The 26,935-nt window shown below is 73.2% G+C and carries 26 protein-coding genes and 1 pseudogene; 14 read left to right on the top strand and 13 right to left on the bottom strand.

Translation table 11 applies throughout. The annotated features are described in order from the left end of the window. Positions 1–207 precede the first annotated feature (207 nt). Positions 208–549 (bottom strand): hypothetical protein, encoded by a 342-nt coding sequence (locus tag AB0398_RS01335; RefSeq protein WP_366371337.1) that lies wholly within the window; start codon positions 547–549, stop codon positions 208–210. Positions 550–660: 111 nt separating this feature from the next. On the opposite strand from AB0398_RS01335, the gene AB0398_RS01330 reads away from it, so the two are divergent. Then, positions 661–927 carry a hypothetical protein gene (locus AB0398_RS01330; RefSeq protein WP_366371335.1) on the top strand — a complete coding sequence of 89 codons (267 nt, stop codon included), beginning with the start codon at positions 661–663 and terminating at the stop codon, positions 925–927. Between the two features lie 92 nt (positions 928–1,019). On the opposite strand, the gene hutH is transcribed toward AB0398_RS01330, so the two are convergent. From hutH to AB0398_RS01300, 6 genes and pseudogenes are all read right to left on the bottom strand, one after another. Beyond that, the gene (gene hutH, locus AB0398_RS01325; protein ID WP_366372325.1) at positions 1,020–2,561 is read right to left on the bottom strand and encodes a histidine ammonia-lyase; all 1,542 of its coding nucleotides are present in this window, start codon (positions 2,559–2,561) and stop codon (positions 1,020–1,022) included. A 54-nt stretch (positions 2,562–2,615) separates the two neighbouring features. Next, complete coding sequence (locus AB0398_RS01320) at positions 2,616–3,071, bottom strand: hypothetical protein (protein WP_366371333.1); 456 nt, start codon at positions 3,069–3,071, stop codon at positions 2,616–2,618. A 300-nt stretch (positions 3,072–3,371) separates the two neighbouring features. Then, positions 3,372–4,478, bottom strand: a pseudogene (locus AB0398_RS01315) (GGDEF domain-containing protein); the annotation flags it as partial. 108 nt (positions 4,479–4,586) lie between these two features. Then, a complete protein-coding gene (locus AB0398_RS01310) occupies positions 4,587–5,375 on the bottom strand; it encodes an enoyl-CoA hydratase-related protein (protein ID WP_366371331.1) in 789 nt (262 codons plus the stop codon). A gap of 68 nt (positions 5,376–5,443) precedes the next feature. Further along, positions 5,444–6,583, bottom strand: coding sequence for an adenylate/guanylate cyclase domain-containing protein (locus AB0398_RS01305; protein WP_366371329.1), 1,140 nt, complete (start codon positions 6,581–6,583; stop codon positions 5,444–5,446). 213 nt (positions 6,584–6,796) lie between these two features. Then, positions 6,797–7,651 carry a biotin--[acetyl-CoA-carboxylase] ligase gene (locus AB0398_RS01300; protein WP_366371327.1) on the bottom strand — a complete coding sequence of 285 codons (855 nt, stop codon included), beginning with the start codon at positions 7,649–7,651 and terminating at the stop codon, positions 6,797–6,799. A gap of 134 nt (positions 7,652–7,785) precedes the next feature. Here AB0398_RS01300 and AB0398_RS01295 point away from each other — a divergent pair, with 134 nt between their 5' ends. The 4 genes from AB0398_RS01295 (at position 7,786) to AB0398_RS01280 (ending at position 10,636) form a co-directional block, all read left to right on the top strand. Beyond that, on the top strand, positions 7,786–9,378 hold the full coding sequence (locus AB0398_RS01295) for an acyl-CoA carboxylase subunit beta (RefSeq protein WP_366371325.1): 1,593 nt from the start codon (positions 7,786–7,788) through the stop codon (positions 9,376–9,378). 29 nt (positions 9,379–9,407) lie between these two features. After that, positions 9,408–9,620, top strand: coding sequence for an acyl-CoA carboxylase epsilon subunit (locus tag AB0398_RS01290; protein WP_366371323.1), 213 nt, complete (start codon positions 9,408–9,410; stop codon positions 9,618–9,620). A 215-nt stretch (positions 9,621–9,835) separates the two neighbouring features. After that, positions 9,836–9,964: a hypothetical protein gene (locus tag AB0398_RS01285; protein WP_366371321.1), complete on the top strand. Its 129-nt coding sequence runs from the start codon at positions 9,836–9,838 to the stop codon at positions 9,962–9,964. 66 nt (positions 9,965–10,030) lie between these two features. Next, positions 10,031–10,636, top strand: coding sequence for a nucleoside triphosphate pyrophosphatase (locus AB0398_RS01280; RefSeq protein WP_366371319.1), 606 nt, complete (start codon positions 10,031–10,033; stop codon positions 10,634–10,636). 14 nt (positions 10,637–10,650) lie between these two features. Here AB0398_RS01280 and AB0398_RS01275 read toward each other — a convergent pair whose 3' ends face one another. Beyond that, on the bottom strand, positions 10,651–11,082 hold the full coding sequence (locus AB0398_RS01275) for a hypothetical protein (RefSeq protein WP_366371317.1): 432 nt from the start codon (positions 11,080–11,082) through the stop codon (positions 10,651–10,653). Between the two features lie 373 nt (positions 11,083–11,455). Here AB0398_RS01275 and AB0398_RS01270 point away from each other — a divergent pair, with 373 nt between their 5' ends. Together AB0398_RS01270 and AB0398_RS01265 are read left to right on the top strand one after the other, a co-directional pair. Beyond that, positions 11,456–13,210, top strand: a complete 1,755-nt coding sequence (locus AB0398_RS01270; protein ID WP_366371315.1) for a biotin carboxylase N-terminal domain-containing protein — start codon at positions 11,456–11,458, stop codon at positions 13,208–13,210. Positions 13,211–13,289: 79 nt separating this feature from the next. Beyond that, complete coding sequence (locus AB0398_RS01265) at positions 13,290–13,835, top strand: helix-turn-helix domain-containing protein (RefSeq protein ID WP_366371313.1); 546 nt, start codon at positions 13,290–13,292, stop codon at positions 13,833–13,835. A gap of 155 nt (positions 13,836–13,990) precedes the next feature. On the opposite strand, the gene AB0398_RS01260 is transcribed toward AB0398_RS01265, so the two are convergent. Both AB0398_RS01260 and AB0398_RS01255 read right to left on the bottom strand, forming a co-directional pair. Then, the gene (locus AB0398_RS01260) at positions 13,991–14,950 is read right to left on the bottom strand and encodes a DeoR/GlpR family DNA-binding transcription regulator (protein WP_366371311.1); all 960 of its coding nucleotides are present in this window, start codon (positions 14,948–14,950) and stop codon (positions 13,991–13,993) included. A 189-nt stretch (positions 14,951–15,139) separates the two neighbouring features. Beyond that, a complete protein-coding gene (locus AB0398_RS01255) occupies positions 15,140–16,579 on the bottom strand; it encodes an NAD(P)H-quinone dehydrogenase (RefSeq protein WP_366371309.1) in 1,440 nt (479 codons plus the stop codon). A gap of 203 nt (positions 16,580–16,782) precedes the next feature. Here AB0398_RS01255 and AB0398_RS01250 point away from each other — a divergent pair, with 203 nt between their 5' ends. The 3 genes from AB0398_RS01250 to AB0398_RS01240 all read left to right on the top strand — a co-directional run bounded on the left by AB0398_RS01250 (position 16,783) and on the right by AB0398_RS01240 (position 20,280). Further along, positions 16,783–17,220, top strand: a complete 438-nt coding sequence (locus AB0398_RS01250) for a gamma-glutamylcyclotransferase (protein WP_366371307.1) — start codon at positions 16,783–16,785, stop codon at positions 17,218–17,220. A gap of 193 nt (positions 17,221–17,413) precedes the next feature. Continuing rightward, positions 17,414–18,217 carry a purine-nucleoside phosphorylase gene (locus tag AB0398_RS01245; protein WP_366371305.1) on the top strand — a complete coding sequence of 268 codons (804 nt, stop codon included), beginning with the start codon at positions 17,414–17,416 and terminating at the stop codon, positions 18,215–18,217. Positions 18,218–18,615: 398 nt separating this feature from the next. Then, positions 18,616–20,280: a phospho-sugar mutase gene (locus AB0398_RS01240; RefSeq protein ID WP_366371303.1), complete on the top strand. Its 1,665-nt coding sequence runs from the start codon at positions 18,616–18,618 to the stop codon at positions 20,278–20,280. Positions 20,281–20,358: 78 nt separating this feature from the next. Here AB0398_RS01240 and AB0398_RS01235 read toward each other — a convergent pair whose 3' ends face one another. Next, positions 20,359–21,030: a PH domain-containing protein gene (locus AB0398_RS01235; RefSeq protein WP_366371301.1), complete on the bottom strand. Its 672-nt coding sequence runs from the start codon at positions 21,028–21,030 to the stop codon at positions 20,359–20,361. Positions 21,031–21,347: 317 nt separating this feature from the next. On the opposite strand from AB0398_RS01235, the gene deoC reads away from it, so the two are divergent. Genes deoC through AB0398_RS01220 form a run of 3 tightly spaced genes read left to right on the top strand, consistent with a single transcriptional unit; the run spans position 21,348 to position 24,635 of the window. Continuing rightward, a complete protein-coding gene (gene deoC / locus AB0398_RS01230) occupies positions 21,348–22,307 on the top strand; it encodes a deoxyribose-phosphate aldolase (RefSeq protein WP_366371299.1) in 960 nt (319 codons plus the stop codon). A gap of 5 nt (positions 22,308–22,312) precedes the next feature. Then, positions 22,313–23,749 (top strand): aldehyde dehydrogenase family protein, encoded by a 1,437-nt coding sequence (locus AB0398_RS01225; RefSeq protein WP_366371297.1) that lies wholly within the window; start codon positions 22,313–22,315, stop codon positions 23,747–23,749. Further along, entirely contained in the window at positions 23,742–24,635 is an 894-nt protein-coding gene (locus AB0398_RS01220) for an aldehyde dehydrogenase family protein (RefSeq protein WP_366371296.1), read from the top strand. Before AB0398_RS01225 ends, AB0398_RS01220 begins: the two co-directional genes overlap by 8 nt. A 58-nt stretch (positions 24,636–24,693) precedes the next feature. Here the strand turns inward: AB0398_RS01220 and AB0398_RS01215 are convergent, their stop codons facing one another. Further along, positions 24,694–25,092 (bottom strand): hypothetical protein, encoded by a 399-nt coding sequence (locus AB0398_RS01215; protein ID WP_366371294.1) that lies wholly within the window; start codon positions 25,090–25,092, stop codon positions 24,694–24,696. Positions 25,093–25,209: 117 nt separating this feature from the next. On the opposite strand from AB0398_RS01215, the gene AB0398_RS01210 reads away from it, so the two are divergent. Next, positions 25,210–25,842, top strand: coding sequence for an ATP-binding protein (locus tag AB0398_RS01210; RefSeq protein ID WP_366371292.1), 633 nt, complete (start codon positions 25,210–25,212; stop codon positions 25,840–25,842). A gap of 167 nt (positions 25,843–26,009) precedes the next feature. Here AB0398_RS01210 and AB0398_RS01205 read toward each other — a convergent pair whose 3' ends face one another. Then, positions 26,010–26,774: a SigE family RNA polymerase sigma factor gene (locus tag AB0398_RS01205; RefSeq protein WP_366371290.1), complete on the bottom strand. Its 765-nt coding sequence runs from the start codon at positions 26,772–26,774 to the stop codon at positions 26,010–26,012. Positions 26,775–26,935: the final 161 nt, after the last annotated feature.

Below are 26,935 nucleotides of genomic sequence, written 5' to 3'. Positions count from 1 at the left end.
CACACGCTCCTCCATCGTCGCCGATTCCCTGTGCACGCTTGCTTCCCTACCCATGACAACGCGTTCGGTTCGGGAACCGAACGATTTGTGGGGAACACCACTGATCGACACGCGCCGGCGGAGCGTCCGGTTCCCGTCGCGCGCCCGGTGTCGCGGGAGGGCCCCGGAACGGTGTCCCGGGGCCCGCGAGCAGGCAGGACACCGGCCCTACGGCTGGTCGTCGTCGTCTTCCTCCGCCCCATCCTCCTCCCCGAGGTCCCATTCCAGCGCATCGGGGTCGTAGTCGATCTCCTCGCTGCTCCAGGAGGCCTGGACCATCTCGATGCCGGGGACGTCGCGGATCAGGTCGAAGGGTTCGACGAGGTAGGCGAGGGCCTCGGCGCCGTCCTCGCGCGCGGCGGCGCGGGCGTGCTCCCGCTCCTCCTCGGGCATGAACTCGTCGGCGTCGATCCGGGCCTCGGCGGCCTCGGCCAGTTCGGCCGGTCCGTCGATCTCCAGGACCACATCGACGCGAAGGCGTACATAGCGCGTGGTGTCAGAAGTGCTCATGGTTCGGAGCGTAGGGGTCCGAGGGGCCTCGGCTTTCCCGCGACCCGCTGTGTTCATTAGCATCAACACGCCGCCCTGTTCGTGGTTTCCGCAAGGAGGATCGAAATCTCCGTGTCCGCCGCCCGACGTCTCCTGCTGACCGCCGCCGTCGCGGGAACGCTGCTGTGCGCCCTGTGGTTCGTACCGTCCGCGAACGCCGTGGACCAGGGCGGAGTACGGGTCGGGGTGCCCGCGAACGGCCCCGCCGCGAACGACGGGCGCCTCGCGGAGACCGGCGGCCGGGACACCGTGCCGTACGTGCTCGGCGGGACGGCGTTCCTGGCGGTCGGCGCGAGTTTCGTGGTGCTCGCGATGCGCCGCCGGGGCCGGGCCTCCTGAACCGCTTTCCCCCGCCGCGCACTTACGCGTGAGGGCCCGCCCCCGCCGGGATGCTCCGGCCGGGGCGGGCCCTCACCCGTGCTCCAACGTCCTTACGCCAGCGGACCGGTGACGGGCTCCACGGCGGCGACGACCCCGCCCTCGCGCACGAAGGCGTCGGCGGCGGCCAGGTCGGGGGCGAGGAACCGGTCCGGGCCGGGGCCCTGGACGCCGGCCGCGCGCAGGGCGGTGATGACGGCCCGTGAGGCGGGGGCCGGGGTGAGGCCCGTGCGGAGCTCGACGCCCCGGGTGGCGGCGTACAGCTCGACGGCGATGATCCGGGTGAGGTTGCCGATCGCGGTGCGCAGCTTGCGGGCGGCGGACCAGCCCATGGAGACGTGGTCCTCCTGCATCGCGGAGGACGGGATGGAGTCGGCGGAGGCCGGGACGGCGAGCCGCTTCATCTCGCTGACCAGGGCGGCCTGCGTGTACTGGGCGATCATCAGGCCCGAGTCGACGCCGGCGTCCTCGGCGAGGAAGGGCGGCAGGCCGTGCGAGCGGTTCTTGTCGAGGAGCCGGTCGGTGCGGCGCTCGGCGATGGAGCCGAGGTCGGCGGCGGCGATCGCGAGGAAGTCGAGGACGTACGCGACGGGGGCGCCGTGGAAGTTGCCGTTGGAGCGGACCTCGCCGTTCGACAGGACCACCGGGTTGTCGACGGCGGCGGCGAGCTCGCGCTCGGCGACGAGGCGGGCGTGGGCCAGGGTGTCGCGGCCGGCGCCGGCGACCTGCGGGGCGCAGCGGACCGAGTAGGCGTCCTGGACGCGGGGGGCCTCGCCGGCCTGGAAGTGGCCGGTGAGGCCGGAGCCCTTGAGCACGGCCAGCATGTTGGCGGCGGAGGCGGCCTGGCCGGGGTGGGGGCGGATGGCGTGCAGCTCGGGTTCGAGGACCTTCTCGGTGCCGAGGAGGGCTTCGAGGGAGAGGGCGGCGGTGACGTCGGCCGACTTGTAGAGGGTGTCGAGGTCGGCGAGGGCCATGACCAGCATGCCGAGCATGCCGTCGGTGCCGTTGAGGAGGGCGAGGCCCTCCTTCTCCTTGAGCTCGACGGGCGCGATGCCGTGCTCCGCGAGCAGTTCGCCGGCGGGGCGGACCCGCCCGTCGGGGCCCTCGGCGTCGCCCTCGCCCATGAGCGCCAGGGCGCAGTGGGAGAGCGGGGCGAGGTCGCCGGAGCAGCCGAGGGAGCCGTACTCGTGCACGACCGGGGTGATGCCGGCGTTGAGGACGTCGGCCATGGTGCGGGCGACCTCGGGGCGGACGCCGGTGTGGCCGGAGGCAACGGTCTTCAGGCGCAGGAACATCAGGGCGCGCACGACCTCGCGCTCCACGCGGGGGCCCATGCCGGCGGCGTGCGAGCGCACGATGTTGCGCTGGAGCTGCGCGCGGAGCTCGTGGCTGATGTGCCGGGTGGCGAGGGCGCCGAAGCCGGTGGAGACCCCGTAGACGGGCTCGGGCTTGGCGGCGAGCGCGTCGATGACCTCCCGGGCGGCGGCGAGGGCCTGCACGGCCTCGGTCGACAGCTCGACGCGGGCGCCGTGGCGGGCGACGTCGACGACGTCCTGCGGGGTCGTGCCGGACGTGCCGAGGACGACTGTCTGCATATCCATATTCAGCACCCTACGGATTGAAGACCGACCTGTCACTAGGGGATTTCGTCACCGGCCCTGCGGGGGGTTGTCCCTTACCGGGCCGGTGCCGTTCCCGCCGCCGGGGGAGCCCGTCGCGAGGGCGGTCAGGAGGGAGACCACGGAGGTCGCCGCGAGGCTGCCCAGCAGGACCATGCCGACCCCGATCACGAAGAGGCCGCTGCCGTCGTCCGACCAGTCGTGGAAGGCGGCGGCGGTCAGGCCGGCCGTGGTGCCGAGGACGGCGCCCGGGGCCTGCCGCCGGGCCGCCGCCCAGCACACCGGCACCAGGAGGGTCAGCACCAGGCCCGCCACCTGCCAGACCTCGTACGGGCCGCTCACCGATCCGTCGGGGTGCTCGTCGCGGTGCTGGTCCCAGCCCAGCCAGGCGGCCCAGGCGCCGGCGGCGAGGAGGGCCGTCAGGAGGAGGGCGGCGAGCGCCCGCTGCGTGTTCCGCCCCGTGTTCTGTCCCGCGTTCTGTTCCATGCGCCGAGTCTCGCCCCGCGCCCCGGGGCCGGGGCAGCGCGCGCGTACTCACTTCCGGTGAGTACCCGGACCCCGGCCTCACCGGTCCGCCGACGGGGGCTCCTCGGGCCGGAGGGCCGTCCCGGTCGGCCCCTCGGGCCGGAGGGCCGTCTCCGTCGGCTCCTCGCCCGGCGGCTCCACGGGCCAGGCCGCGGACCCGGGGCGCTCCGGAACCGGATCCGGGCCCAGGTCCGTATCCGTATCCGGATCCGCATCCGGCGGTCCGGGTGCCGCCGTCCCCGGCTCCGGCAGCTCCACCGTCGGCGCGTCGCGGAAGCGGCGGCGGTCGCGGGCGCCGGGCGGCGCGTCCGCGAGGCGCACGACCGTGCCGTCGCGCCCCGCCACCACGGGCTTCGCCGAGCGGCCCGCCTTGGCCTGGTACTGGGCGGCGTCCGCGAGGCGGAAGAGGCGGCGGGCCGACTTGAGGGGCCCGATGGGGTCGCCCGTGGAGGCCACTCCGCAGGCCACGCCCTCGCCCAGCTCCAGCTCCGCCGCCCGTACGCACAGCTCCTCGGCGACCGCGACCACCTCGTCCGCCGTCGGGCCGACCGTCAGGAGGCAGAACTCGTCGCCGCCGAGGCGGGCCGCGAGGGCGCCGGGGAGTCGGGCGCCGCAGCGGGAGAGGACGGAGCCGAAGCGTTCGAGGAGGCGGTCGCCGACCGCGTGGCCGTGGGTGTCGTTGACCCGCTTGAGGCCGTTGAGGTCGCAGACCACCAGGCTCACCACGGAGCCGTCCGTCCGGTAGCGCTCGATGGCCTCGTCCAGACGGGTGTCGACGGCCCGCCGGTTGGCCAGGCCCGTCAGGGGGTCGGTGAAGGCCAGCTTGCGGACCTCCTCCAGGCGCTCGGCCTGGGCGATGCCCGCCGCGACGACCGCGGCGAGGACGGTCGCGAAGCCCGCGTCCGCGTTGGTGAAAGGTTTCTGCCGGGGCGGCCTGGCCACGTACAGCTCGCCCCAGGCCCGCCCGTGGAGCACGATCGGGGCGACCACGCAGCAGCCGCGCCCGCGCCGCCGCAGACCGGTCACCCGGCCGGTCGGGACGGGGTCGGCGGCGGTCTCCACCCAGGCGTCCGGCTCGCCGCCGCCCGCCCAGCGCTCGTGCAGGAACTCGGTGATCTCGGGGAACTGGTGCACCGGGTACGTCTCCGCGTCCGGAAACTCCTCCTCCCCCACGGCCCGCTCCCCGGCGTTCACCAGGACCTTGAGCCGTCCGTGGTCGCGCTGCCAGACGGAGAGGGCGGCGAAGCTCCCGTCGAGCCCGTCGCGGGCCCCGAGCGCGGCCGCCCGCCAGAACTCCCGTGGAGTGTGCGCCGCCGCCATCGCCTGCGCCAGCGCCACTACGGCCCGCAACCGCCCGTCCTCACCCATTCCTCCAGCTTAGGGAGGTTTGATCCGTTTTCCCCTTCGGGGCGTCACGGAAAGTCACCCGCCGGACGAATCGGTGCGGGCGGACCGGTGCCGGGCGAACCGGTCGGGTCACTCGCCCGGCCACTCCGGCTTCCGCTTCTCGTTGAAGGCCGCCACGCCCTCGGCCCGGTCGCCCGAGAAGGCCACCGAGCGCCACGCCGCGTCCTCGACCTCCAGGCCGGCCCGCAGGTCCAGGCCCTGGCCGAGCCGCATGGCCTTCTTCGCGGCGCGCAGGCCCACCGGGGAGTTGACCGCGATCCGCCCGGCCAGCTCCAGGGCGCCCGCGCGCGCGTCCTCCGCCAGGAGGTCCACGAGGCCGAGCTCGCGGGCCTCGGCCGCCTCCACCCGGCGGGCCGTGAAGACCAGCTCGGCGGCGCGGGCCGCGCCCACCCGGCGCGGGAGCAGCTGCGTACCGCCGCCGCCGGGGATGACGCCCACGGAGACCTCGGGCAGGCCCACGACGGCGGTCGCGTCGGCCACGATCACGTCGCAGGCGAGCGCCAGCTCGAAGCCGCCGCCGAGGGCGAAGCCGTGCACGGCGGCGACGGTCGGCATGGGCAGTTCCAGGACGCCGGTGTAGGCGGCGCGGGCGGTCGGGCGCTGGCGGACCAGTTCGGCGTCGGTGAAGGAGTTGCGCTCCTTGAGGTCGGCGCCGACGCAGAAGGCGCGGTCGTTCGAGGAGGTGAGGACGGTGACGCGGACGGCCGCGTCGGCGGCGAGCGCGTCGCAGGCGGCCGCGAGGGAGCGGGCCATCTCGGAGGAGACCGCGTTCATCGCCTTGGGCCGGTCGAGGACCAGCTCCGCGACGTGCCCCTCCCGCCGGACCACCACGAACTCACCGAAACGCTGCTCGGACATGACCGCACACCCTCCCACCAGCCGGCTCCGCCCGTTAACGGCTGTTAACCGGCGTTCACGGGGAGATCCTAAGTGGGACGGCGGCCCAGGAGCCAGGGTTCGATGACGCCGAGGCCCCGGACCGGCCGCTGCCACATCGGCTGGAGCGCGAAGCGGTACGCGGCGGGCGTGCGGCCCTCCTTCTCGGCGCGGGCCGCCTCCTCGGCCGCCTCCGCCTCCGAGACGGGCGCCTCGCCGGTCCTGGTCAGCTCCTTCGCGAAGGCGCTGTCGACCAGGACGGCGTCCTTCGGGGCTATCGAGGTGAGCCGGCTGGCGAGGTTCACGGTGGTGCCGAAGACGTCGCCCATCCGGGTCGTCACGGTGCCGAAGGCGATGCCGACGCGCAGCGCGGGCATCGTGTCGTCGTGGCCGAGGGTCTCGATCAGCCGGAGCGCGATCTCGGCGGCGATGCCGGCGTCGTCCGCCGCGTAGAGCACCTCGTCGCCGAGGGTCTTGATGAGCCGGCCGCCGTGCGCGGCGACGAGGTCGGCGCAGGTCGTCTCGAAGGCCTCGACCAGCTCGCCGAGCTCCTCCTCCTCCAGACGGCGGGTGAGCCGGGTGAAGCCGACGAGGTCCGCGAAGCCGACGGCGAGCCGCCGGTCCACCATCTCCTCGTCGTCGGCGGCCTGCACGACCCGGCCGGTGGCGGCGGCGAGCTGCCGGCGCCACACGTAGATCAGGAACTCCTCCAGCTCGGGCAGGAGCAGCTCGACCAGGGGGTACGTGACCTCGGTGCGGGTCATGCCGGGCTCGGGCGGCTCGGTGAGGCCCTCCAGGAAGGAGTCGATCTGCCACTCGGCGAGCCGGGCGGTGGTCTGTCCGGTGGAACGGGCCACCTGCACGGCCATCGGCTCGCTGAGCAGCCCGGCCTCGACGAGGCCCGCGAGTCGCCGCAGGGCGAGCACGTCGGCCTCGGTGAGGGCCTTGGCCTGCCCGATGTCGGCGAAGCCCATGGCGCGCCAGAAGCGGGAGGCCAGCTCCATGGAGACGCCGGCGGTCCGGGCGGCCTGGAAGGGGGTGTAGCGGCGGTCCGCGCCGAGGATGAGCTGTTCGAGGCGGATGGCGAGGGGGTCGTCGCTCGGTTCGGCCGTGTGGTCGACCTCGTGATGGGGGGTGGGGTACGCGGGAGGCCCGGGCGTTCCGCCCGTGTTCTCGTCGTCGACGGTCACCGGCCGCCTCCTGCCCGTTCCCTGCCCACTTGCCCTGCCGATCTGTCGCCTGGATCGCGCTCCACGATACGACAGGTGTGGAATGGCTCACGCCCCGACGGCGAGCCGTTCCGTCCCTCGGACGGGGTCCGGACCCCGTACGGCCGGGCCCGGACCCTTCTCCGGCCGGGCCCGGCCCGTTCCGGAACCGCCCCTGCCGCCCCGGCGGGGCCGTCAGACGTCCGGCGTCCGTACGTGGACGATGTCGCCCGCGCCCACCGCCTCCGTGCCGCCGCCCTCCGTGGCCACCACCAGGCGCCCGTCGCCGTCCAGGGCGATCGCCTCGCCCTCCAGGGTGCGCTCGCCGGGCAGCTCGGCCCTGATCCGGCGCCCGAGGGTCGCGCAGCCGGCCGCGTAGGCCTCCTGGAGCCCGGAGGCCTCGGGGTCGCCGCCGGCCCGCGTCCACTCGCCGTACCACTGGGCGAGGGAGCGCAGGACGGCCCGCAGGAGGGTGTCGCGGTCGGTGGAGACCGCGTCGGCGAGGAGGAGGGACCCGGCGCCGGGGACGGGGAGTTCGTCCTCGCGGAGGGTGACGTTGAGGCCGAGGCCGACGACGACGCCGTCCGGGCCGGCCCGCTCGGCGAGGATGCCGCCGGTCTTGCGTTCCTCGCCCCGGACGGAAACCAGGAGGTCGTTGGGCCATTTGAGGGACATGTCGACGCCGGCGGCCTTCGCGAGGCCGGTCGCCGCCGCCACGCCGGTGAGCAGCGGGAGCCAGCCCCAGCGGTGGGCGGGCACGTCCGGCTTGAGCAGCACGGAGACGAAGATCCCGGAGCGGGCGGGGGCGGTCCAGGTGCGGTCGAGGCGGCCCCGGCCCGAGGTCTGCTCCTCGGCGACGAGCACCGCGCCCTCGGGCAGGTCGGCGGCCCGGGCGGCGAGGTCGGTGTTGGTGGATCCCGTGGTGGGGACCACGTCGAACGAGGTCCACAGTCCGTCGGGGAGGACGAGCGCGCGGCGCAGCGCGGTCTCGTTGAGCGGGGGACGGTCGAGGTCGGACCAGCGTCCGCCGGAGCCTTGTGAGGACGTCATGCAAGCCAGAGTAGGTGTGGCAAAGACCGCAGTGCCGAACCGTATCGGCGTGGATACGCTACGGGTCAGTAGGGCAGCAGTAGCCCATTCGCAGTCAACGAACCCCCCGTGACCAGGCAGGGAGCCGCATCCCGATGTCCGAGCCGGCAGAGCAGTACGAGATCGACATTCACACGACCGCGGGCAAGATCGCGGACCTCAAGCGCCGTATCGACGAGGCCACCCACGCCGGCTCGGAGCGTGCGGTGGAGAAGCAGCACGCGAAGGGGAAGCTGACCGCGCGCGAGCGGATCGCCCTCCTCCTCGACGAGGGGTCCTTCGTCGAGCTGGACGAGTTCGCCCGGCACCGCTCCACCAACTTCGGCCTGGAGAAGAACCGTCCCTACGGCGACGGCGTCGTCACCGGCTACGGCACGGTCGACGGGCGCCCGGTGGCGGTGTTCTCGCAGGACTTCACCGTCTTCGGCGGGGCGCTCGGCGAGACGTACGGCCAGAAGATCATCAAGGTGATGGACTTCGCGCTGAAGACCGGCTGCCCGGTCGTCGGCATCAACGACTCCGGCGGCGCCCGCATCCAGGAGGGCGTGAGCGCGCTCGGCATGTACGGCGAGATCTTCCGCCGCAACACCCACGCCTCCGGCGTGATCCCGCAGATCTCGCTGGTCGTCGGCCCGTGCGCGGGCGGCGCGGTGTACTCGCCCGCGATCACCGACTTCACGGTGATGGTGGACCAGACCTCGCACATGTTCATCACGGGTCCCGACGTCATCAAGACGGTGACCGGCGAGGACGTGGGCTTCGAGGAGCTGGGCGGCGCCCGGACGCACAACGCGACCTCGGGCGTGGCGCACCACATGGCGGGGGACGAGAAGGACGCCATCGAGTACGTGAAGTCCCTGCTCTCCTACCTCCCTTCGAACAACCTGTCGGAGCCGCCGGCCTTCCCGGAGACCGCGGACACCGAGGTGTCGGACGAGGACCGCGAGCTGGACGCGCTGATCCCGGACTCGGCGAACCAGCCGTACGACATGCACAAGGTCATCGAGCACGTCCTGGACGACGGCGAGTTCCTGGAGACGCAGGCGCTCTTCGCGCCGAACATCCTGACCGGCTTCGGCCGCGTCGAGGGCTTCCCGGTCGGCGTGGTCGCCAACCAGCCGATGCAGTTCGCCGGCTGCCTGGACATCGACGCCTCCGAGAAGGCCGCGCGCTTCGTGCGCACCTGCGACGCCTTCAACATCCCGGTCCTGACCTTCGTGGACGTGCCGGGCTTCCTGCCGGGCGTGGACCAGGAGTACGGCGGCATCATCCGGCGCGGCGCGAAGCTGATCTACGCGTACGCGGAGGCCACGGTCCCGCTGATCACGGTCATCACCCGCAAGGCCTTCGGCGGCGCGTACGACGTCATGGGCTCCAAGCACCTGGGCGCGGACCTGAACCTGGCGTGGCCGACGGCGCAGATCGCGGTCATGGGCGCGCAGGGCGCGGTCAACATCCTGCACCGCAGGACGATCGCGGAGGCCGAGGACGTGGAGGGCACCCGGGCGCGGCTGATCCAGGAGTACGAGGACGCCCTGCTCAACCCGTACACGGCGGCCGAGCGCGGGTACATCGACGGCGTGGTCCTGCCGTCCGACACGCGCCCGCAGATCGTCAAGGGCCTGCGTCAGCTCCGTACGAAGCGGGAATCCCTGCCTCCGAAGAAGCACGGCAACATCCCGCTGTAGCAGCCCCTCCGGACCTCCAAGGAGCCGACATGATCAAGGTCGTACGAGGAAACCCGACTCCGGAGGAGTTGGCCGCCGCACTGGCGGTGGTCCAGGCCCGGGCCGCGGCCACGGCGGCGGCGTCCGCCGGGGACGGCGGCCCGGCGGTACCGGAGGGGTGGTCGGACCCCTCCCGTATCGCGCGGGCCGTACGGCAGCGCCCGGGCCCGCGGGCCTGGGCGAGGTCGTACTGGCCCGCGTAGGAGAGTCAGGGCCGGAGGGCCGGGTCCCGTGTGCGGGGGGCCCGGCCCTCCGCGCGCGTGCGTCCGGTCTCGCAGCCCCGGTCTCCGGCTTTCCGGCTCTCCGGTCCCTGCCCCGCCCCGACCCCCGTCCCGGTCTCCGGACAGTCCTCCCGCACCGGCGCGGTTGAGTATCCGTACTCAGGCGCCGCGGCCCTTCCGGCCGCAGGATCGGAGGCATGCTGTGGTCCGACCCGAAGAACCAGCCGCCCAAGTTCATGCGCGAGACGCAGGCGATGCTCCGCCGCGCGGGCGTGCTCCTCGCCCTCGCGATGGTGGTGGCGATGTTCGCGGTCGGCGTGCGCTGAGCCACGCGCGCGCGTACCCCGGCGGTCCGGTGGGTCCGGGCCCTCCGCACTGGCTACGCTGCCCCCATGACTGCTGATCCGCGCCGTGTCGTGCTCGCCTCCGCCTCCCCCGCCCGGCTCGGTCTGCTGCGGCAGGCCGGACTCGCTCCCGAGGTGATCGTGAGCGGCGTCGACGAGGACAAGGTCCACGCCCCGACCCCGGCCGAGCTCGCGCTCGCCCTCGCGGAGGCGAAGGCCGCCCACGTGGCCGCCCGGCCGGAGGTGTCCGGCGCGCTCGTCATCGGCTGCGACTCGGTCCTGGAGCTGGACGGGAAGGCGCTGGGCAAGCCGGCCGACGCCGAGGAGGCCGTCGCCCGCTGGAAGGCGATGCGGGGCAGGGTCGGCATCCTCCAGACGGGCCACTGCGTGTACGACACGGCCGCCAAGCGCTACGAGTCCGCGACCGCCTCCACCGTGGTCCGCTTCGGCGAGCCGACGGACGAGGAGGTGGCGGCGTACGTGGCGAGCGGCGAACCGCTGCACGTGGCGGGCGCGTTCACCCTGGACGGGCGCTCGGCGCCGTTCATCGACGGCATCGACGGCGACCCGGGCAACGTGATCGGCCTGTCCCTGCCGCTGCTGCGCCGGCTGCTGCGCAAGCTGGGCGTCGAGATCACCGACCTCTGGGCCTGAGGGCCCGACACGCCCTAGGCGGGCGCCGGGGCCTCCTCCGCGACCGGCGCCCCGGGCTCCTTCCCGTACGCCACCAGGGTGAGGACGATCAGGCCCAGAACGACCGTCAGGAAGGCGAAGGCCTCCCAGCCGAGGAGACCGACGGAGACCGCGCCGAGGACGCCGTGGACGATCGCGCAGCCGATGAGCAGGCCCCGGCCGAGGCGGCCCGGGCGGCGGTCGCGGAGGCCCGCGAGGAGGGCGACGAGGGCGCAGAGGACGAGGGCGGCCCCGGAGACGATGCCGAGGGCCCAGGTGCCGGTGACCATCGCGTCGGGGTCCATGCCGTCGAGGGACATCGACTGGGCCTCCACGAAGCGCGCCATGACGGCGTTGACGGCGACGATGCCGGGTGCCTCCAGGAGGAGCACCACGGCCGTCGCGAGAGCTATCGGTCTGCGGGCCACCTCGGCCACCCCCTGGATTCGCCTGTTACCGACAGTACGATCGACAGCGGGAAGGCTACTGGCCGGTAAACCCCTGGACAAGGGTTCGCACACGCCGGGCCACGACCGGAGGCCGGGCAAAGAAACGCCGGAGCGTTCGTAGAGACCCGACAAAGAAACCCGAACGGCCACTGGCCACGTGAACAGAGACCTGCGCCACACCTCGGAGCTACTGTGCCGTAAAGGAACCCTGCGTACCGTGGTGCGACAAGGGAAATCACGATCCGAGCAGGCCCGGGGTCACCCTCCGTGTGGGAAAGCTCACCACTGGGGACGGGTCGAAAGGCCGTGTCGGCAGTCCCTAAACTCAGCTTGTTTCAAGGAGGGAGCCATCGTGCGCAAGGTGCTCATCGCCAACCGTGGCGAAATCGCTGTCCGTGTGGCCCGGGCGTGCCGGGACGCCGGCATCGGCAGCGTGGCCGTGTACGCCGAACCGGACCGGGACGCTCTGCACGTCCGTGCGGCCGACGAGGCGTTCGCCCTGGGCGGTGACACTCCGGCCACCAGCTACCTGGACATCGCCAAGGTCCTCCAGGCCGCGAAGGACTCCGGCGCGGACGCGGTCCACCCGGGCTACGGCTTCCTCTCGGAGAACGCCGAGTTCGCGCAGGCGGTCCTGGACGCGGACCTGATCTGGATCGGCCCGCCGCCGCAGGCGATCCGGGACCTGGGCGACAAGGTGGCGGCGCGTCACATCGCGCAGCGCGCCGGCGCCCCGCTGGTCGCCGGCACGCCCGACCCGGTCTCGGGCGCGGAGGAGGTCGTGGCCTTCGCGAAGGAGCACGGCCTGCCGATCGCGATCAAGGCCGCCTTCGGCGGCGGCGGCCGCGGCCTGAAGGTCGCCCGCACGCTCGAAGAGGTGCCGGAGCTGTACGACTCCGCCGTCCGCGAGGCCGTGGCGGCCTTCGGCCGGGGCGAGTGCTTCGTGGAGCGCTACCTGGACAAGCCGCGCCACGTGGAGACGCAGTGCCTGGCCGACACCCACGGCAACGTGGTCGTGGTCTCCACCCGTGACTGCTCGCTCCAGCGCCGCCACCAGAAGCTGGTGGAGGAGGCCCCCGCGCCGTTCCTGACGGAGGAGCAGAACAAGCAGCTCTACACCGCGTCGAAGGCGATCCTGAAGGAGGCCGGCTACGTCGGCGCCGGCACGGTCGAGTTCCTCGTGGGCCTGGACGGCACGATCTCCTTCCTGGAGGTCAACACCCGCCTCCAGGTCGAGCACCCGGTGACCGAGGAGGTCACGGGCATCGACCTGGTCCGCGAGATGTTCCGGATCGCCGACGGCGAGGAGCTCGGCTACGGCGACCCGGAGATCCGCGGTCACTCCTTCGAGTTCCGCATCAACGGCGAGGACCCGGGCCGCAACTTCCTCCCGGCCCCCGGCACCGTCACCCTCTTCCAGCCCCCGACCGGCCCCGGCGTGCGTCTGGACGCGGGCGTGGAGTCCGGCTCGGTCATCGGCCCGGCCTGGGACTCGCTGCTGGCCAAGCTGGTCATCACCGGCGCCACCCGCGAGCAGGCCCTCCAGCGCGCCTCGCGCGCCCTGGCGGAGTTCAAGGTCGAGGGCATGGCCACCGCCATCCCGTTCCACCGCGCGGTCGTGGTCGACCCGGCGTTCACCGCGGACCCGTTCCGGGTCCACACCCGGTGGATCGAGACGGAGTTCGTCAACGAGATCAAGCCCTTCGCCCCGGCCGGCGCGGACGCCGACGAGGACGAGTCGGGCCGCGAGACGATCGTCGTCGAGGTCGGCGGCAAGCGCCTGGAGGTCTCGCTGCCGTCGTCGCTGGGCATGTCCCTGGCCCGCACCGGTCTGGCGGCCGGCGCGAAGCCCAAGCGCCGCGCGGCGAAGAAGTCCGGCCCGGCGGCCTCGGGCGACACCCTCGCCTCCCCGATGCAGGGCACGATCGTGAAGGTCGCGGTCGAGGAGGGCCAAGAGGTCAAGGAGGGCGACCTGATCGTCGTCCTGGAGGCCATGAAGATGGAGCAGCCGCTCAACGCGCACCGCTCCGGCACCGTCAAGGGCCTCAACGCCGAGGTCGGCGCCTCGGTCACCTCCGGCGCCTCCATCTGCGACATCAAGGACTGACGCCGCACCCAGTACGGTACGGAGGGCCCGCAGGCAGCCGCCTGCGGGCCCTTCGCCGAGTGGAGGGCCTCCGTCACCCATGCGCGCCGACGCACGCCGCAACCACGAACGCCTGCTCGCCGAGGCCCGCGCCGCCTTCGCCGGCCGGGGCGCCGACGCGCCCCTGGAGGAGATCGCGCGCCGCGCGGGCGTGGGCATCGGCACCCTCTACCGCCACTTCCCCACCCGCGCCGACCTGTTGAACGGCGTCTTCCAGGAGGCCCTGGCGGAACTCCTCGACCGCTCGCGCGCGCTGGCGGACGCCGACGAGCCGTGCCGGGCGCTCGTGGAGTGGCTGCGGGCCCTGGTCGCCCACGCGGGCGAGTACCGGGGCCTCGCGCACGCGCTGATGTCCGCCTCGTACGACCGGAGTTCGGCGCTCTCCGGGTGCAGCGACCCGCTGCGCGCGGCGGGCGAGCGGCTGCTCGTCCGGGCCCGGGAGGCGGGCCGGGTGCGGGCCGACGTGTCGATCGGCGATCTGATGCAGCTCACCAACGCGATCGCGCTGACGGCGGAACAGTGCCCGGAGGACCGGGAGTTGGCGGACCGCCTGCTGGAGCTGACGCTGCGGGGCATCGAGGCCTGAGGCACGCGCGCGCGTACGCGTACGGAGACACGCGCGGTTCCGGGCCGCGTACGGCTGCGGGGTGCGTACGTCTCCGAGCCGCGTACGGCTCCGGGCGCGGGACCCCCGGGGGAGGGTCCCTCGGCGTACGGCTGCGGCTTACGGCCCCTCGGCCCTCAGCGGCGGCGCAGGTCCGCGACCCGGGCCGTGCGCTCCAGCGTCTCCGCGGCAAGGCCGCCGCCCGGGCCCCGGAACTGGCCCGCCGCCATCCGGCCGCGCTGGACCGGGAGGGGCACGTCACGGCGGGGCCGGGCGCCCGGGGGGAGCTGGTCACCTCCGGCGGAGCCGGCGCCGCCCGTGCCCGCGACGGCGATCTGCACGCCCTGGTCCGCGAGGGCCTGGAGCTCGGTGGCGGCCCGCTCGTCGTGGGCCGGGGGCTCGTCGGTGACCAGACGGGTGATCACGTCCGTGGGCACCGTCTGGAACATGGTGTCGGAGCCCAGCTTGGTGTGGTCGGCGAGGACCACGACCTCGGCCGCCGCCTGGACCAGCGCCCGGTCCACGCTCGCGGAGAGCATGTTGGAGGTGGACAGGCCGCGCTCGGCGGTCAGGCCGCTCCCGGAGAGGAAGGCCCGGGAGACCCGCAGCCCCTGGAGCGACTGCTCGGCCCCGCTGCCCACGAGCGCGTAGTTGGAGCCGCGCAGGGTGCCGCCGGTCATGACGACCTCGACCCGGTTGGCGTGGGCGAGGGCCTGGGCGACGAGCAGGGAGTTGGTGACCACGGTCAGGCCGGGCACGCGGGCGAGCCGGCGGGCCAGCTCCTGCGTGGTCGTCCCGGCGCCGACGACGATGGCCTCGCCCTCTTCGACGAGGCTCGCCGCGACGTCGGCGATGGCCGTCTTCTCCGCGGTCGCGAGATGGGATTTCTGCGGGAAGCCGGATTCTCGCGTGAATCCGCCCGGCAACACCGCACCGCCGTGGCGGCGGTCGAGGAGTCCTTCTGCCTCCAGGGCCCGTACGTCCCTCCGTACGGTCACCTCCGAGGTCTGGACGACGCGGGCGAGCTCACGGAGCGACACGGCTCCGTTGGCGCGCACCATTTCGAGGATCAACTGGCGACGTTCTGCAGCGAACACGAAACTGACAGTAACGTGGCCGCGCGATGCTTTTCAGCAGTATGCGGCGAATTGCAGAAGTTGCGCACGGACGGGGCCCCCAAGTGGTATGGGAGGCCCCGTCATTGATCGTTCTATGCCCCGGCTTGCCGGGGGTTGTCCGAGTCGGCGAACCGTTCCCGCAGGCGGGAGCCGGGCCGGACGCGGCGACTAGGCGTCGCCCGCCGACTTTCGGGTCTGCAACTGCCGTGCCACTTCCGCGATCGAGCCCGACAGGGAGGGGTACACGGTGAAAGCATTTGCGATCTGTTCGACGGTCAGATTGTTGTCGACCGCGATCGAGATCGGATGGATCAGTTCGCTCGCGCGCGGGGCGACGACGCAGCCGCCGACCACGATGCCGGTGCCCGGACGGCAGAAGATCTTGACGAAGCCGTCCCGGATGCCCTGCATCTTCGCGCGCGGGTTGCGCAGCAGCGGCAGCTTGACGACCTTGGCGTCGATCTTGCCCGCGTCCACGTCGGCCTGGGTGTAGCCGACGGTGGCGATCTCGGGGTCGGTGAAGACGTTCGAGGAGACCGTCTTCAGGTTGAGCGGGGTCACCGCGTCGCCCAGGAAGTGGTACATCGCGATCCGGCCCTGCATGGCGGCGACCGAGGCGAGCGCGAAGACGCCCGTGACGTCGCCGGCCGCGTAGACGCCGGGGGCGGAGGTGCGGGAGACCCGGTCGGTCCAGATGTGCCCGGAGTCCTTGAGGCGCACGCCCGCCTCCTCCAGGCCCATGCCGGCCGAGTTCGGGATCGCGCCGACGGCCATCAGGCAGTGGGTGCCGGAGATGACCCGGCCGTCCGCGAGGGTGACCTCGACCCGGTCGCCGACCCGCTTGGCGGACTGGGCGCGGGAGCGGGCCATGACGTTCATGCCGCGGCGCCGGAAGACGTCCTCCAGGACGGCGGCGGCGTCCGGGTCCTCGCCGGGCAGGACGCGGTCGCGGCTGGAGACCAGGGTGACCCGGGAGCCGAGCGCCTGGTAGGCGCCGGCGAACTCGGCGCCGGTGACGCCGGAGCCGACCACGATGAGCTCCTCGGGGAGCTCCTTGAGGTCGTAGACCTGGGTCCAGTTCAGGATGCGCTCGCCGTCGGGCGCGGCGTCGGGCACCTCGCGCGGGTGGCCGCCGGTCGCGATCAGCACGGCGTCCGCGGTCAGCGTCTCCTCGGTGCCGTCGGCGGCGGTCACGACCACCTGGCGGGAGCCGTCCATCGCCTGCCGGCCGGAGAGCCGGCCGCGGCCGCGCAGCACGCGGGCGCCCGCGCGGGTGACCGAGGCGGTGATGTCGTGGGACTGGGCGAGCGCGAGGCGCTTCACCCGCCGGTTGACCTTGCCGAGGTCGACGCCCACGACCCGGGCGGCCTGGTCGATGTGCGGGGTGTCGTCCGCGACGATGATGCCCAGCTCCTCGTACGAGGAGTCGAAGGTGGTCATCACCTCGGCGGTGGCGATCAGGGTCTTGGAGGGGACGCAGTCGGTCAGGACGGACGCGCCGCCGAGGCCGTCGGTGTCGACGACGGTCACCTCCGCGCCGAGTTGGGCGCCCACCAGGGCCGCCTCGTATCCGCCGGGTCCGCCGCCGATGATCACGATCCGGGTCACTGGGATCTACGCCTCGCGCTCTCGTTCTGCCGGGGGGTCCCCCCGCTGGGGTGCAGTGCGTACGCCATTGTCCCGCACGCTTCAAGTGCGTGCCCCATTGTCCCGCACGTCAGGCGCGGCCACGCGGCGGGGCCTCCGAAGGGGTCCGGCGGCGCTTCCGGAAGGCGGGCCGTCCCTCCGCACCCTCCCGTACCCTCGGTCCCATGTCCCTCTACGCCGCTTTCGCCGGCAACCTGGACGCGCGGCTGATGAGCCGCCGCGCACCGCACTCCCCGCTGCGCGGGACCGGCTGGCTGAACGGCTGGCGGCTCACCTTCGGCGGGGAGCAGATGGGGTGGGAGGGAGCCCTCGCCACCATCGTGGAGGCCCCCCGCTCCCAGGTCTTCGTGGCCCTGTACGACATCGCGCCGATGGACGAGGACTCCATGGACCGCTGGGAGGGCGTGGGCCTCGACGTCTACCGGCGCATGCGGGTGCGGGCGCACACCCTGGACGGCGAGGAACCCGCCTGGGTGTACGTGCTCAACGGATACGAGGGCGGGCTCCCGTCGGCCCGCTACCTGGGCGAGATCGCGGACGCGGCCGAGTCGGCGGGCGCGCCGCACGACTACGTGATGGAGCTGCGCAAGCGCCCCTGCTGAGCCGTCCCCCGGGCCGCCGGCCGCCCGTCGTCGGACCGGCACGCTCCGGTTTTCGTCGGAAACGACAAGACAACGATCGCATGTCCGTCAGCACCGTCATCTACGCGCGTAGGGATTCTCCGGCTACGCTTCTTCGGGTATCAAATCGTCCGGGGCCCGCCTCGGACTCCCCTCCCCGAGGCGAGAGAAGTCAGTGAACGCAACTGCCACCCCGTACGAGGCCGCCGAGGCCGCTGCCGCACGCCTTCGCGAGCTGACCGGAGTCGAGAGCCACGACGTCGCCCTGGTCATGGGCTCGGGCTGGGCGCCCGCCGTCGACGCCCTCGGCGCCCCCGAGGCCGAGTTCCCGGTGACCGAGCTCCCCGGCTTCCCGCCGCCGGTCGTCGAGGGCCACGGCGGCAAGATCCGCTCGTACAAGATCGGCGAGAAGCGCGCCCTGGTCTTCCTGGGCCGCACCCACTTCTACGAGGGCCGGGGCGTCGCCTCCGTCGCCCACGGCGTGCGCACCGCCGTCGCCGCCGGCTGCAAGACCGTCGTCCTGACCAACGGCTGCGGCGGTCTGCGCGAGGGCATGCGCCCCGGCCAGCCGGTCCTGATCAGCGACCACATCAACCTGACGGCGGCCTCGCCGATCGTCGGCGCGAACTTCGTGGACCTCACCGACCTGTACTCGCCGCGGCTGCGCGCGCTGTGCAAGGAGGTCGACGAGACCCTCGAAGAGGGCGTCTACGTGCAGTTCCCCGGCCCGCACTACGAAACCCCGGCCGAGATCAACATGGTCCGCGTCATGGGCGGCGACCTCGTCGGCATGTCCACCGTCCTGGAGGCCATCGCGGCCCGCGAGGCCGGCGCCGAGGTCCTGGGCATCTCGCTCGTCACCAACCTGGCGGCGGGGCTCTCGGGCGAGCCGCTGAACCACGAGGAGGTCCTCCAGGCGGGGCGGGACTCGGCGGCGCGGATGGGCGAACTGCTGACGCGGGTCCTGGACCGGATCTAGCCCTTTTTCGCGTCCCTCGCACCGTTCGGCCCCTGGGGGCCGAACGGGCTTCGGGACGCTGTGGCGGCCTCCGACCGCCGATTCGGCGAGGGCGGGCTGCGCGGGACCTCTCCCCCACCCTGCCCCTTCCCGAAACCGGGGGCGAGCCCCCGGACCCCGTACGGCCTTCGGCCGTGTCCTCAAACGCCGGACGGGCTGGAGTTCAGCCCCGCCGGCGTTTGAGGCGCGGGGTCCGGGGCGGAGCCCCGGTTACGGGAAGGGGCGGGGTGGGGAAAGGCTCCGCGCAGCGGCACGCACGCACCCGCCCACCCACCGGCACCCACCAACACCCGCCCCACCACTCCCGGCACCAGGCCCCCCCGCCCCGCAAAAGGCCCCGCACCTCCGAAAGGCACACCGTGACGCAGGACGACGACCTCCTCACCCGGGCCCAGGCATGGCTCGACGAGGACCCCGACCAGGAGACCCGCGAGGAACTCGCGCGGCTCATCGAGGCCGGTGCGGCCGGTACGACGGACGAGCTCGCCGTCCGGTTCGCCGGCACGCTCCAGTTCGGCACGGCCGGGCTCCGGGGCGAGCTGGGCGCGGGACCCATGCGGATGAACCGCTCGGTGGTCATCCGCGCCGCCGCCGGCCTCGCCGCGTACCTGAGGGCGAAGGGGCAGGACGGCGGCCTCGTCGTCATCGGCTACGACGCCCGCCACAAGTCCGCCGACTTCGCCCGCGACACCGCCGCCGTGATGACCGGCGCCGGGCTGCGCGCCGCGCTGCTCCCCCGCCCGCTGCCGACGCCCGTCCTCGCGTACGCCATAAGACATCTGGGCGCCGTCGCCGGCGTCGAGGTGACCGCGAGCCACAACCCGCCGCGCGACAACGGCTACAAGGTCTACCTGGGCGACGGCTCGCAGATCGTGCCGCCCGCCGACGCGGAGATCGCCGCCGAGATCGCCGCCGTCCGCTCGCTGCACGACGTGCCGCGTCCGGAGGACGGCTGGGAGACCCTCGGCGACGAGGTGCTCGACGCCTACCTGGAGCGTACGGACGCGGTCCTGACCCCCGGCTCCCCCCGTACCGCGCGGACCGTCTACACGGCCATGCACGGCGTCGGCAAGGACGTCCTGACGGCCGCGTTCGCGCGCGCCGGCTTCCCGCCGCCCGCCCTGGTGGCCGAGCAGGCCGACCCGGACCCGGACTTCCCGACGGTCGCCTTCCCGAACCCGGAGGAGCCGGGCGCGATGGACCTCGCCTTCGAGGCGGCCCGCGCCGTGGCCCCGGACCTGGTGATCGCCAACGACCCGGACGCCGACCGCTGCGCGGTGGCCGTGCCGGACCCGGACGCCGAGGGCGGCTGGCGGATGCTCCGGGGCGACGAGGTCGGCGCGCTGCTCGCCGCGCACCTGGTGCGCAGGGGCGTCACCGGCGTCTTCGCCGAGTCGATCGTCTCGTCCTCGCTGCTCGGCCGGATCGCGGAGGCCGCGGGCGTCGGGTACGAGGAGACGCTGACCGGCTTCAAGTGGATCGCCCGCGTCGAGGGCCTGCGGTACGGCTACGAGGAGGCGCTCGGCTACTGCGTCGACCCGGAGGGCGTCCGCGACAAGGACGGCGTCACGGCCGCGCTGCTCGTCACCGAGCTGGCCTCGGTGCTCAAGGAGGAGGGCCGGTCCCTGACCGACCTCCTGGACGACCTGGCGGTGGAGCACGGGCTGCACGCCACGGACCAGCTGTCGGTGCGGGTCGAGGACCTGGGGATCATCGCGAACGCGATGGCCGCGCTGCGCGAGCGCCCGCCGGTCTCCCTGGCCGGTCTGACGGTGGTCTCGGCCGAGGACCTGACCAAGGGCACGGAGGCGCTGCCGCCCACGGACGGGCTGCGCTACCACCTGGAGGGCGACTACCGGGCCCGGGTGATCGTGCGCCCCAGCGGCACCGAGCCCAAGCTCAAGTGCTACCTGGAGGTCGTGGTCCCGGTGGCCGGCGCGGACGCGCTGCCGGCGGCCCGCGCCACGGCGGCGGAGCTGCTCGGCGCGCTCAAGCGGGACCTGTCGGCGGCCGCGGGACTGTAGGCCCCCGGTACATGCGTCGGGGCCGGTACGGAAGCGGATTCCGTACCGGCCCCGACGCGTGTCCGGGAGGGCGGGCGCTCAGCCCGTCGCGCCCAGGATCACCAGGAGCAGCAGCCCGGCGACGGCGGGCGCGATGATCTCGTACGCCCAGCGCACCTGCGGCTCGCCCTGCGCCTCCGGGCTCCCGCCGTGCCGCTCGGCGAGCTCGCGCAGGTCGGCGACGGTCTGGTCGGTGGGCGCGGTGCGCGCGGCGTTCTGCCGTACGTCGGCGGTGACGGAGGTACGGCCGTGGGGGTCGTCCTGGGAGGCGCGGGCGGCCCGGCGGGCGGCCTTCTTGCGCTGGCGCAGCGAGACGGGGACGGCCCAGAGCTGGTACTTCTCGCCCTCCTGGGTGAAGACCTCGCTGGAGTAGCCGGCGCGGACGTCGGCGACGGAGGCCCAGGGCAGCGTGATCGACCGGAACGGGTTGCGGACCCGGAGCCGGCGGTCGTCGGCGTACACGGCGGGCCGGATCGTGAAGGCGACGATCAGCGGCACGGCCAGGACGAGGCCCGCGAGCGCGAGCCAGGGGGCCCGGCCCTCGCCGCGGACCATCGCGTCACCGGCGAACACGGCCGTGAGCGCGAGCAGGAACACGCCGCTCGCGATCCCGAGGGGCGACCGGAAGGCCCGGTCGGCGTAGGGCTGCTCAGGGGTCGACCCGGGGCTGGGCTCGCGGCTCGGCTCGGGGGTCGGCTCGGGGGTCGTCATGCCGCGATTCTGCCTCAGCGGGCGGACGGGGGCTCGGGCGGCCCGCACGGGCAGGGGCCGACCGCGGGGAACGGCGACCACCGGAGCGGCACCACCGGAACGACGACCGCCGACCGACTCGCCGCCACGGGCGACGGGACGCGGTTCGGACCGGGTGCGGCTGATCGGACGCGGCCCGGGCCGGGCGCGGACGACCAGGCGCGGTTCGGGCCGGGCGCGGGCGACCGCTCCCGCAGGTCCGTCTGTGACCTCGGGCTCCATGACCCCCCGCCCCCTGTACAGGTCGCTACGCGCGTAGATATGCTCGACTGGTGACCATGCCCACCACTGCATCCGCAGCACCCGCATTCGCCGACGTGACCACGTCCGACAGTGCGCTGCGCCGCTTCCTCCACGGGCTGCCCGGCGTCGACGCCGTCGGCCTGGAGGCGCGCGCCGCGTCCCTCGGCACCCGCTCGATCAAGACCACGGCCAAGGCGTACGCCATCGACCTGGCCATCTCCATGATCGACCTGACGACGCTCGAAGGCGCGGACACCCCGGGCAAGGTCCGGGCGCTCGCCGCCAAGGCCGTCAACCCCGATCCGACCGACCGCACGACCCCGACGACCGCCGCCGTCTGCGTCTACCCCGACATGGTGGCCACCGCCAAGGCCGTCCTCGCGGGCTCCGGCGTCAAGGTCGCCTCGGTCGCCACTGCCTTCCCGGCCGGCCGCGCCGCGCTCCCCGTGAAGCTCGCCGACACCGCCGACGCCATCGCCGCCGGGGCCGACGAGATCGACATGGTCATCGACCGCGGCGCCTTCCTCGCCGGTCGCTACCTGGAGGTCTTCGAGCAGATCGCCGCGATCAGGGCGGAGTGCGGCGACCGCGCCCGCCTCAAGGTGATCTTCGAGACCGGCGAGCTGTCCACGTACGACAACATCCGCCGCGCCTCCTGGCTCGGCATGATGGCCGGCGCGGACTTCATCAAGACCTCGACCGGCAAGGTCGCGGTCAACGCCACCCCGGCCAACACGCTCCTCATGCTGGAGGCCGTGCGCGACTTCCGCGCGCAGACCGGCGTGCAGATCGGCGTGAAGCCGGCCGGCGGCATCCGCAACACCAAGGAGGCGATCAAGTTCCTGGTGCTCGTCAACGAGACCGTGGGCGAGGACTGGCTGGACAACCACTGGTTCCGCTTCGGCGCCTCCAGCCTGCTCAACGACCTCCTGATGCAGCGCCAGAAGCTGGCGACCGGCCGCTACTCCGGCCCCGACTACGTGACGGTGGACTGATCACCATGGCATCCGCATTCGAGTACGCGCCGGCGCCCGAGTCCCGGTCCGTCGTCGACATCGCCCCCTCCTACGGCCTGTTCATCGACGGCGAGTTCGTCGAGGCGGCCGACGGCAAGGTCTTCAAGACCGTCTCCCCCTCCACCGAGGAGGTCCTGTCCGAGGTCGCCCGCGCGGGCGCCGAGGACGTCGACCGCGCGGTCAAGGCCGCCCGCAGGGCCTTCGAGAAGTGGTCCGCGCTGCCCGGCTCCGAGCGCGCCAAGTACCTCTTCCGGATCGCCCGGATCATCCAGGAGCGCAGCCGCGAGCTGGCCGTCCTGGAGACCCTGGACAACGGCAAGCCGATCAAGGAGACCCGCGACGCGGACCTCCCGCTGGTCGCCGCGCACTTCTTCTACTACGCGGGCTGGGCCGACAAGCTCGACCACGCGGGCTACGGCGCGGACCCGAGGCCGCTGGGCGTGGCCGGCCAGGTCATCCCGTGGAACTTCCCGCTGCTCATGCTGGCGTGGAAGATCGCCCCGGCGCTCGCGACCGGCAACACGGTCGTCCTGAAGCCGGCCGAGACGACCCCGCTCTCCGCCCTGTTCTTCGCGGACGTCTGCCGCCAGGCGGGGCTGCCGAAGGGCGTCGTCAACATCCTTCCCGGGTACGGGGACGCCGGCGCCGCGCTCGTCGAGCACCCCGACGTGAACAAGGTCGCCTTCACCGGCTCGACCGCCGTCGGCAAGGCCATCGCGCGCTCCGTCGCGGGCACGGACAAGAAGGTCACCCTGGAGCTGGGCGGCAAGGGCGCCAACATCGTCTTCGACGACGCCCCGATCGACCAGGCCGTCGAGGGCATCGTCAACGGCATCTTCTTCAACCAGGGCCAGGTCTGCTGCGCGGGCTCGCGCCTCCTGGTCCAGGAGTCGATCCAGGACGAGCTGCTCGACAGCCTCAAGCGCCGCCTGAGCACCCTCCGCCTCGGCGACCCGCTGGACAAGAACACCGACATCGGCGCCATCAACTCCTCCGAGCAGCTGGCCCGCATCACCACCCTGGTCGAGCAGGGCGAGGCGGAGGGCGCCGAGCGCTGGACCGCCGCCTGCGAGATCCCGTCCGCCGGCTACTGGTTCGCCCCGACGCTCTTCACGAACGTCACGCAGGCGCACACCGTCGCCCGCGACGAGATCTTCGGCCCGGTCCTGTCGGTGCTGTCCTTCCGCACGCCCGACGAGGCCGTGGCGAAGGCCAACAACAGCCAGTACGGCCTGTCGGCGGGCATCTGGACGGAGAAGGGCTCCCGCATCCTCGCGGTGGCGAACAAGCTCCGGGCCGGAGTCGTCTGGGCCAACACGTTCAACAAGTTCGACCCGACCTCGCCCTTCGGCGGCTACAAGGAGTCGGGCTTCGGCCGCGAGGGCGGCCGTCACGGTCTGGAGGCCTACCTCGATGTCTGACGTGAACCGTCTGAGCGTCTTCAAGACCTACAAGCTGTACGTGGGCGGGAAGTTCCCGCGGTCCGAGAGCGGGCGGGTGTACGAGGTGACCGACCCCAAGGGCAAGTGGCTGGCGAACGCCCCGCTCTCCTCCCGCAAGGATGCCCGTGACGCGGTCGTCGCCGCCCGCAAGGCCTTCGGCGGCTGGGCGGGCGCGACCGCGTACAACCGCGGCCAGATCCTCTACCGCGTCGCCGAGATGCTGGAGGGCCGCAAGGGCCAGTTCGTGCACGAGGTCGCGGACGCCGAGGGCCTGTCCAAGAACAAGGCGGCTGCGGTCGTCGAGGCCGCGATCGACCGCTGGGTCTGGTACGCGGGCTGGACCGACAAGATCGCCCAGGTCGTGGGCGGCGCCAACCCGGTCGCGGGCCCGTACTTCAACCTCTCCACCCCCGAGCCGACCGGTGTCGTCACGGTCCTGGCCCCGCAGGACTCGTCCTTCCTCGGTCTGGTCTCGGTGATCGCCCCGGTGATCGCGACGGGCAACACGGCCGTGGTGGTCGCGAGCGAGAGGTACCCGCTGCCCGCGCTCTCCCTGGGCGAGGTGCTCGCCACCTCCGACCTGCCGGGCGGCGTGGTCAACATCCTCTCCGGCAAGGCCTCCGAGATGGGCCCGCACCTCGCGGCCCACCAGGACGTCAACGCGATCGACCTGACGGGCGCGTCCGACGACGACCTCGCCCGCGAGCTTGAGATCGCGGCGGCGGACAACCTGAAGCGTGTGCTGCGCCGCCGCACCGAGGACTTCGCGGAGTCCCCGGGCACGGACCGCATGACCGCGTTCCTGGAGACGAAGACGGTCTGGCACCCGACGGGCAGCCTGGGCGCCTCCGGCTCCTCGTACTAGAAGACGCGTACGGCAAGGGCCCCCGGGACGACCCCGGGGGCCCTTCCGCACGTCCGCGTTACGGGAGCAGCCCCTGCGACAGCGGTCCGACCACCGGCAGGTCCGCCACGGCCCCGCCCTTGGTGAGGTGGTCGGTGACCAGGTTCGTGCCGACCGGCTTGAAGTCGGCGACCTGGGTGCCGAGTCCGTTGTCGAGGGGGTCGACGCCGGTGTTGGCCAGCGGGTCGAGCTGGAGCCGGGTCAGCGGGCCCAGGGCGTGGCCGACCCCGCTGAGCGCACCCGCGCCGGCCGCCGCCGTGTCCGTCTGCGTCAGGGAGCCGACCGGCAGCGGCAGCGGGGCGGCGGCCTGGGCCCCGGCCCCCGCGCCGACCAGCGCGGCGCCCGCCGCCGTGACGGTGAGTCCGGCCTTGAGCAGGGCGCTGCGACGGGAGGTGCTGGGGGCTGCGTGACGCGCCATGGCGTTCCTTCCAGGGGGTGTTCGGGCGGACACCGACAGTAGTGGAGGTGTGACGCCCGATACCAACGCCCTCCCTGAGGGTCCCCTGCACGGGGGAATGCCTCACACTGGTGTTCCGTGAGTTCCCAACCGATCCCGACCCGGGTCGTCCTGCTGACGGGCCCCTCCGGCTCCGGCAAGTCGTCCCTCGCCGCCGTCACCGGCCTCCCGGTCCTGCGCCTCGACGACTTCTACAAGGAGCACGACGACCCGTCGCTCCCGCTCGTCGACGGCAGTCCGGACATCGACTGGGACTCGCCGCAGTCCTGGGACGCGGACGCCGCCGTCTCCGCCGTCGTCGCGCTGTGCCGTACGGGGCGGACCGACGTCCCCGTGTACGACCTCGCCACCAGCTCCCGGACGGGCCGGGAGGGGCTGGACATCGGGCGGACCCCGCTGTTCGTGGCGGAGGGGATCTTCGCGGCGGAGATCGTGGCCCGCTGCCGCGACCTCGGCGTCCTGGCCGATGCGATCTGTCTGCGCGGCCGTCCCTCGACGACGTTCCGCCGCCGTCTGGCCCGGGACCTCAGGGAGGGCCGCAAGTCGGTGCCGTTCCTGCTGCGCCGGGGCTGGCGCCTGATGCGGGCCGAGCGCGCGATCGTGGCCCGCCAGGCGGAGCTGGGCGCCCACCCCTGTGCCAAGCCGGAGGCCCTGGGCCGGCTGGCCGCCGCCGCGGCGGGCCGTCACCGCACCCCGGCCACCCGCCCGTAGGGGCTTTCCCCCGACACGCAAGAAGCGGACCGTACGAGACCCCCGGGCCCGTACGATCCGCTTCTTCCTTTTCCCCCGTACCCCCGTACGGTCCCCCCACGTTCCCCCGTGGTCCCCCGCGAGCCCCGTTTCCCCCGTGGGCTCCCGGGGGTCTTTCCCCCCAGCCTTCAGGCCACCAGCTCGCCGAAGGACTCCTCCTCGTCACGGCCGAAGCTCAGCACCTCGTCCTCGCGCAGTCGCCGCAGCGAGCGCCAGATGCTCGACTTCACCGTGCCGACACTGATGTCCAGGATCTCCGCGATCTCCGGATCGGTCCGGCCCTCGTAGTACCGGAGCACCAGCATCGTGCGCTGGAGCTCGGGCAGCCGGGCCAGCGCCTGCCACAGGACCGCGCGCAGCTCCGTGCCCCGCATCGCGTCCGTCTCGCCGACCGTCTCCGGCAGCTCCTCGGTGGGGTACTCGTTGAGCTTGCGGCGGCGCCAGGCGCTGATGTGCAGATTGGTCATGGTCCGGCGGAGGTACCCGCCGACCGCGGCCTTGTCGCTGATCCGGTCCCAGGCGCGGTACGTGGAGAACAGCGCGCTCTGGAGCAGGTCCTCGGCCTCGAAACGGTCACCGGTGAGGTGGTAGGCGGTGGCGTACAGGGAGGCCCGACGCTCCTGGACGTAGGCCGTGAACTCGGCCTCCGAACAGCTGGGGCGTTCCCCCGTGGCCTCCCCGTACACCGCTCCCCCGTCAGCGACGGCCACCATGTACGGCGCCTTGCGCTGACGTCCGACGCTGCGAACGCACCCCCGTCCTCCCCCAAGCTCTCGGCTTCGCTCGAGCAGGGAGGTACCCCCGGTCACCGCGCCGGACTTCTCCGTGCTCCGCACGACGTCGTGGAGACGCGTGACAACTGCGCTTGAGCTGGTGCTGTGCAGTGCGTTCATCTCGCGCCCCCCGTCGGCTGGAGTGTGTTTCGGTCCGTGTGCCAAGAAGCTTGCCCGGGGGACTTCATGGCGTTGTCCGCCGACTGTCACAGGCGTGTCACAGGGGCCGTCGAGGAAGCGTGGCGGCGGGCATCACCTTGACGGTCGAACTCGGAGGGCCG

Origin of the sequence: Streptomyces sp. NPDC086147, assembly GCF_040702165.1 — a bacterium.
Lineage (GTDB): Bacteria > Actinomycetota > Actinomycetes > Streptomycetales > Streptomycetaceae > Streptomyces.
The sequence above is the reverse complement of the archived record's forward strand: the minus strand, read 5'-3'. Positions and strand labels throughout refer to the sequence as shown.